General features: G+C 63.7%; 2 protein-coding genes. Both read right to left on the bottom strand.

All coding sequences use genetic code 11. The annotated features are described in order from the left end of the window. Positions 1-73: 73 nt before the first annotated feature. Positions 74-403: a hypothetical protein gene (locus tag DAI20_RS19525; RefSeq protein ID WP_049429011.1), complete on the bottom strand. Its 330-nt coding sequence runs from the start codon at positions 401-403 to the stop codon at positions 74-76. Positions 404-549: 146 nt separating this feature from the next. Continuing rightward, on the bottom strand, positions 550-675 hold the full coding sequence (gene ykgO, locus DAI20_RS19520; protein WP_005409283.1) for a type B 50S ribosomal protein L36: 126 nt from the start codon (positions 673-675) through the stop codon (positions 550-552). Positions 676-686: the final 11 nt, after the last annotated feature.

Below are 686 nucleotides of genomic sequence, written 5' to 3'. Positions count from 1 at the left end.
CCCACTCGGCAGGAAAACGAAGGGTCTGGTTCATGGTCTCGCTACACAGGCCCGCCCACGGCGGGTAAAGGGATCAACGGATCGGCGGTTTCGGGCCGATTTCGTTCGGGTCCGCCTGGTTGGCCACCACGTCGATCACCTTCTGCTTCTCGAAGTAGACGGTGAACTGCGGGTACACCCAGCGGTTGATGGTCGGCCATTGCCGCTTCTGCCCGCCACGCGGCTGCAGCTGTTCGCTCGGCGCGCCGAACTGCGCCTGCACCTGCTGCATGCTCTGGCCGCGCACGGGCAGGGCACCGGCCGGCTTCTCGCGGGCACGGTCGACAAGCAGGGTATCGGCCATCGCCGGTGTGGCGGCGGCCAGGGTGGCCATCACGGCCAGGGCGGACAGGTAACGCTTCATCTCGATCTACTCCCCAGTGGTCAAGAAAGGCGATTACAGCAAAAACGGCAGGAAAAAGCCGCATAAACAAAAAACCGCCCGAAGGCGGCTTTTTGCATCGGGTCGGCCCCGCGTAGGGCCAGCCGCAGCCGCGAAGGCTGTTGGGCTTAGCGCTGACGCGCCTTGAAACGCGGGTTCGACTTGCAGATGACGAAGATCTTGCCACGACGACGCACGACCTTGCAGTCACGGTGACGGGCCTTCGCCGACTTCAGGGAGGACAGGACTTTCATGGCATACCTCG

The organism is Planctomonas deserti, from assembly GCF_003067705.1.
Lineage (GTDB): Bacteria > Actinomycetota > Actinomycetes > Actinomycetales > Microbacteriaceae > Planctomonas > Planctomonas deserti.
Note: the sequence above shows the minus strand (reverse complement) of the source record. Positions and strands in the feature narration are given on the sequence as shown.

Bases quoted from the DNA above. Each gene is read 5' to 3' on its own strand.
- ykgO (WP_005409283.1), bottom strand. From the start codon at position 675: ATGAAAGTCCTGTCCTCCCTGAAGTCGGCGAAGGCCCGTCACCGTGAC.
- DAI20_RS19525 (WP_049429011.1), bottom strand. From the start codon at position 403: ATGAAGCGTTACCTGTCCGCCCTGGCCGTGATGGCCACCCTGGCCGCC.